This window comes from Oceanococcus atlanticus, from assembly GCF_002088235.1.
GTDB lineage: Bacteria > Pseudomonadota > Gammaproteobacteria > Nevskiales > Oceanococcaceae > Oceanococcus > Oceanococcus atlanticus.
Map to the genome: position 1 here is coordinate 1 of NZ_AQQV01000010.1, position 5,136 is coordinate 5,136.

General features: G+C 49.7%; 4 protein-coding genes and 1 pseudogene. 3 read left to right on the plus strand and 2 right to left on the minus strand.

Annotated elements, in window-relative coordinates:
- Positions 1–398 precede the first annotated feature (398 nt).
- Together ATO7_RS16635 and ATO7_RS17280 are read right to left on the minus strand one after the other, a co-directional pair.
- Positions 399–1,301: a hypothetical protein gene (locus ATO7_RS16635; protein ID WP_240499511.1), complete on the minus strand. Its 903-nt coding sequence runs from the start codon at positions 1,299–1,301 to the stop codon at positions 399–401.
- A gap of 123 nt (positions 1,302–1,424) precedes the next feature.
- Positions 1,425–1,562 (minus strand): annotated as a pseudogene (locus tag ATO7_RS17280) (SEC-C metal-binding domain-containing protein); the annotation flags it as partial.
- A 217-nt stretch (positions 1,563–1,779) separates the two neighbouring features.
- Between ATO7_RS17280 and ATO7_RS16640 the strand changes: the two are divergent.
- From ATO7_RS16640 to ATO7_RS16865, 3 genes are all read left to right on the plus strand, one after another.
- The gene (locus ATO7_RS16640) at positions 1,780–2,823 is read left to right on the plus strand and encodes a TIR domain-containing protein (RefSeq protein WP_083563544.1); all 1,044 of its coding nucleotides are present in this window, start codon (positions 1,780–1,782) and stop codon (positions 2,821–2,823) included.
- 108 nt (positions 2,824–2,931) lie between these two features.
- Positions 2,932–3,717: a DUF2071 domain-containing protein gene (locus ATO7_RS16645; protein ID WP_083563545.1), complete on the plus strand. Its 786-nt coding sequence runs from the start codon at positions 2,932–2,934 to the stop codon at positions 3,715–3,717.
- 265 nt (positions 3,718–3,982) lie between these two features.
- Positions 3,983–4,924: a hypothetical protein gene (locus tag ATO7_RS16865; protein ID WP_146680422.1), complete on the plus strand. Its 942-nt coding sequence runs from the start codon at positions 3,983–3,985 to the stop codon at positions 4,922–4,924.
- Positions 4,925–5,136 lie beyond the last annotated feature (212 nt).

The window sequence follows — 5,136 nt, forward strand, 5'->3', positions numbered from 1 at the left end:
TCCTCCTGAAGGAATCACCATCCGGTGTTTCAAGTTATCTGACGACGGACAGGTGATGTAAAGGGAAGCCTGCTATGGGAGATTGATCGATCCCAGTCGTCGACCAAAGAAGCTTACCGGGAGGCAGTAAAAGAAACCGACGCGGCAAACAGAAAATTTTGGGGTGCGATTCAACCCCATATCGACGAATACCAAGAGTCGCTGGAATCCTTTATTGTCCTGTTGAACAAATTTATGGTGGATTCAGGTGCTGGGAAAAGTGTTGCCTAACAACACGTTGCAGGTGACATTTGACCCGCTGCCCACTTTTGCTGCCGCAAAAGCGGTCATCGCCTCAAACGCACCTGAACGTGGGCGTTAGGTGCGCAAGCGGCCCTTTCGAAACGTGTCAGGCAGTTCTATATCGTGTCGACAGAGGCCATCGTCCAATTTACAAGCTTCGTATCACAGGCTTTGAAGGCACCTCCGTCGTAGTACAGAGAATTTGCCAACCGCCGTATTAGGTCCTTGTTGGTTGGTGGTAGTCGATTCCACCAAGCCTTTGAGAAATAAGTGTTTTCACTTTGAAGAAAACAGTACTGTACGAATATGTCCCCTTTTGATTCGGTAGGTATTTGGTCAAAACTCTGCACAGAACGAGTTGCATTTTTTGCGTCTGAAGGCCACACAAACACTATTGCACCTCCACTTTCGGTTTCCATTACCGAATGTGACAGCAAATCCGCGTCCAGGTCTAGATCCCATAAATCAGTCAGTTGAGTTCCACAAAAATCGAACTCACATTGAAGGATTGCTGAGCTAACCACTTCCAATTCGCCAGTGAAGAAGTAGCACCTGCTCGAAAATTTCTCGTAGTTTCCCGTGCTTATCGCGTCCTCAAATTGTTGGCGCACATCATCGTTCTCTTCGATTGACTTACGTTGACCTTCAAGGTTTTTGAAAATGGACATCTGGATAGATATCTGCTGGTCCAGGCTACGGCCGCGATCGAGCATGTCCCGTTGAAATTCCAATGATTCAACTAGTGCGCGTTTCCTATAGAGTTCATTACAAATATTTCTAAACGCTTGAAGCACGCATTGTTCATGGGTACCGGTGAATCTTAACTTTTCTAGGGGTTCAAACAGTGAGGAATCGTGCTTCTGACAATACCCCGGGAAAGTTGATGCCTTTCTCCATCCGCGCGAAGAAATTTCGGCGCGCCCGGGAGACGAAGACGTATCAAAGCACATGACGTGCCCAGTCTCGTCAGCTATTTTTGCCAACGGTCCTTTGCGCTGAATGGTGTGGGCGTCGATCACAGGTCCATTACACGTGCTGGGTCCAGCAAGTGGGTGCATGCATCCGCGTGATTGCCAAAATATGCGTCGTTGTTCATGAAGGAGTTGGCCTGCCGCAACTGGCGATAGGTCTCCTCGGACCCTGTGACAATTCTTGAACTTTCTGGCTGATCCACACCAGCACGGTTCGTAATGTTTGCGGGGCCTTAAGGCATTCGCCACGAACGGGTCGTCATCTCCGACTTCGATTTGCTTGAATGGTCGAGGCGGTAGGTTAATCATCAATAACTAAACGAGGTAAGATTTACGCCGCAATAATAGGACGGTTTCGAGAAGCGCCAAGAGTATGGATCAGCTTTTTTGCATTGGGGGAGAGTGCGTGCGGTGCGCACCTAACAACACGTTGCAGGCGACGTTTGACCCGCTGCCCACTTTTGCTACCGCAAAAGCGGCCATCGCCTCAAACGCACCTGAACGTGGGCGTTAGGCATCTAGAGATATGACCGAATCAGCCCGCAAACTCTCAATCTTCTATTCCTGGCAGTCCGACCTGCCGGACGCTTCCAACAGGGGATTCATTCGACAACAGCTTCGGAAGGTGGCCAATACCGTCGAATCGCAAAACGATGGAATAGTCGTTGCAATCGATGAGGCGACGCGTGACGTTTCCGGCAGTCCCAATATTCCTCAAACCATACTTGCCAAAATTCAGGAAGCAGATGTCTTCGTTTGCGATATCACAACGATAAATTCCAGCGTTACTAGCGGACGTAAGGTGCCAAATCCAAATGTGGTTTTTGAGCTGGGGTTTGCTGCAGCATTACTGGGCTGGCAGAGAATTATTCTTTTGTTCAACGAGTCAGTTGGAAAATTCCCAGAGGACTTGCCATTCGACTTCGACCGTCATCGCGCATCGACATATAAAACGTCAGATCAACCTACGCCGAAACAAGCCAAAAGGTTGGAGAAGTTGTTGCAAGTAGCAATCCAGGCGGTACTTGATGACAACCCAGAAAGGCCATCGGGTGATGTCAGCCCAGAAGCCCGTAGGCGAAAGCGCGACATAGAAAACATTCGCTGGGTCCTTTCATCGCTGCACCTTCCTACCATTGACCAGCATTTGTTGGAGTGCCCGCACATGCTCTCCGACAGAACTTTGTATTTCTGGGAGGGGTTTAACGGAGTTGTAACCAACAGCCTTTTTCACTTGTACGATTCTTCATTGGCCGATGAATTCGACAAATTTCATGATGCGTTTCATGAGACGATCCGCCACGGCGAGATGTATCACCCAACGCGCTCTGGCGAAGCTTACGTTTTTGGCAACCCTAGCGCCGGCCCAAGGACAAAGCGACAAGATCGGGCATGGGAGAAAATGGCTTCCGCGACCAAGTCAATGCGAATAAGTCTTGACAGAATTCTGTCTGTAATTCGGAACGACTACATCGAAGTCGATGTGGACTCTACAAACCGCAGTGCATGGAAGGAATACGTGGATTTTAAGAGAGACGTAGCCCGAGGCCTTGAGTCCGACGATGCCTAACAACACGTTGCAGGTGACGTTTGACCCGCTGCCCACTTTTGCTACCGCAAAAGCGGTCATCGCCTCAAACGCACCTGAACGTGGGCGTTAGATTTCAGGGGAAACGTTTTGAAAAACCGGTTGCGCTTTCAAGATTTTCTGCACAAACGTCCCGCGCCGTCGGGGATTGACGTTCTATGCAAGCTTCAACATTTTGCAATCATCACTTACGCAGTAGATCCCACACGATTTGAAGGATTGTTGCCTGATCGGTTCAAACTCGACACCGTTGAGATTTCCGGGACAGAAAAGGGGCTCATTTCGGTCGTTCCGTTCGTGGATGTTGATTTCACATCCGCGGTTTTCCCATTTCCCAAGTTTCGGATGGGGCAAACCAACTATCGTATTTACATTGTTGATACAAACACTGGGGAGCGGTGTGTATGGTTCTTGGGCACGACCTTGGATTCCTGGACACTTGTAGTTCCCCGTTTTCTATGGAACCTGCCGTGGTATTCGGGAAAGGTTCGCTTTGACTGTGACATTGATCAACAGACCGGTCGATATAGTTCATATCGCATGGCTACGGCGGCGAATTGGGCTCCGGCCGAGCTGCATCTATCTCAGCCCGCGGAGTCGGGCTGGAAGTTTGACGGCTTTCCTGACGAAGAAACAGCGCTCGTATTTCTCACCCATCCACTTGCGGGGTTTTATCATCGCCGCGATGGAAAGTTAGGCACCTACCGCGTGTGGCATGAAAGGCTCCAGGTGGTTCCAGCGAAACTGGAATCAGCCTCGTTTGGGTTGCTAGAGCGTAGTGGTATTGTCAGCTCAGAAGAGCAGCAATACCCTCATAGTGTGCTGCTGGAACAAATCAATGAGTTCACAATTTATCTCCCTCCTAAGGTCCTGTAGCCTGAAATCTAACAACACGTTGCAGGTGACGTTTGACCCGCTGCCCACTTTTGCTGCCGCAAAAGCGGCCATCGCCTCAAACACACCTGAACGTGGGCGTTAGGCGGCAAGTGTGAGCGAATCCGTTACTAGCCAGTTGCTTAGTGCGCTTTGCATGCGGTGCATTTGTTTTGGGCATGGCGGAACTACTGCGGCTTGTATTTCGTGGTCTGCGACAGATAGGCATGATTAGCAAAAATTTTCTGATTTTTTGGAGGCATCGTTGATGCGTTTCGCTTTGTGTTTAAGAAAGGCTCCGGCCTTTTTGATGGCTCTCGCCATTGGTGCTTGTTCTGGAGGTCAAAGCATCAACAGTGATGCTCGTGGCTCCGATCGGACATCCAGCAATCCTGCGCAACTGAATTCTGTCGATGAGGTTCTGAATGCAGTGGCCACAACTCTGCGTTTTTCCGAGCCTTACTACCGAGAATCGGCGCCGTCGCGGCCGTCTTGGGGAGGCGGAAGCGCCGAAGGCGAGTACCGGGAGAACTGCGAGAGAAGTGGCGAGATCGTGTATGACGAATCTGCAAAACGCACTGACTATATTGAATGCTTACAAACCTTTGTTGATGGTTATTCGGATCATCTTTCGGATGGTGTTATTAGCGAAACGTGTTTCAATGAAAGCCAAGCAGATGTAGGCCGTTGCTTGAACTACGAGGCGATGCGCTGGCAAATTCACAATGACGACTCCTTCCTCCCAGAAGAACAGACCTTGACCTACGACTTAGATGGCCAGTTGTTAATCGATGAAACGAATTTTGGCCATAGGTTGTTAGTACACATTTCTAAGCGTGACATGGTGGAATTCAGAGGCGAGACAAAGACATGGGAATTTGATGCTGAGGGATTGGAAGTAGAAATTACTTATGAGAGTGCGCTGCAAGCTTCTCAAATGCATATCGATGGTTATTTGGAGACGACTAGCCCAGAAAATTCAGAATGTGCCGATGGGCAATTGGGTGTTAAAACGCCTGCACCGTTAGAAGATATGCGCACTACCGGTGTGCCCCAATCTGGCCGTTTGGAATTGAGTTCAGCCGGCTCGGAGCCGGTTACGGTTACGTTTTCAAATGATGGAACTTTATCGTTTGCCCTAGACGGCGAAGAACATTTTTTTCAAACAGCTGAGCTAAACGAACGCTGCGGTTATCGGGTGCAAAACTAGTCCTACCGGGAGAGTTCGGGTAATGATGCAGTTCGTCAATCCGGTGATTATCAGCGCGGATCAAATGGGGCCGTTGCCGCCTAACAACACGTTGCAGGTGACGTTTGACCCGCTGCCCATTTTTGCTGCCGCAAAAACGGTCATCGCCTCAAACGCACCTGTGTCCGTCGTCAGATAACTTGAAACACCGGATGGTGATTCCTTCAGGAGGA

Bases quoted from the DNA above. Each gene is read 5' to 3' on its own strand.
- ATO7_RS16640 (WP_083563544.1), top strand. From the start codon at position 1,780: ATGACCGAATCAGCCCGCAAACTCTCAATCTTCTATTCCTGGCAGTCC.
- ATO7_RS16865 (WP_146680422.1), top strand. From the start codon at position 3,983: ATGCGTTTCGCTTTGTGTTTAAGAAAGGCTCCGGCCTTTTTGATGGCT.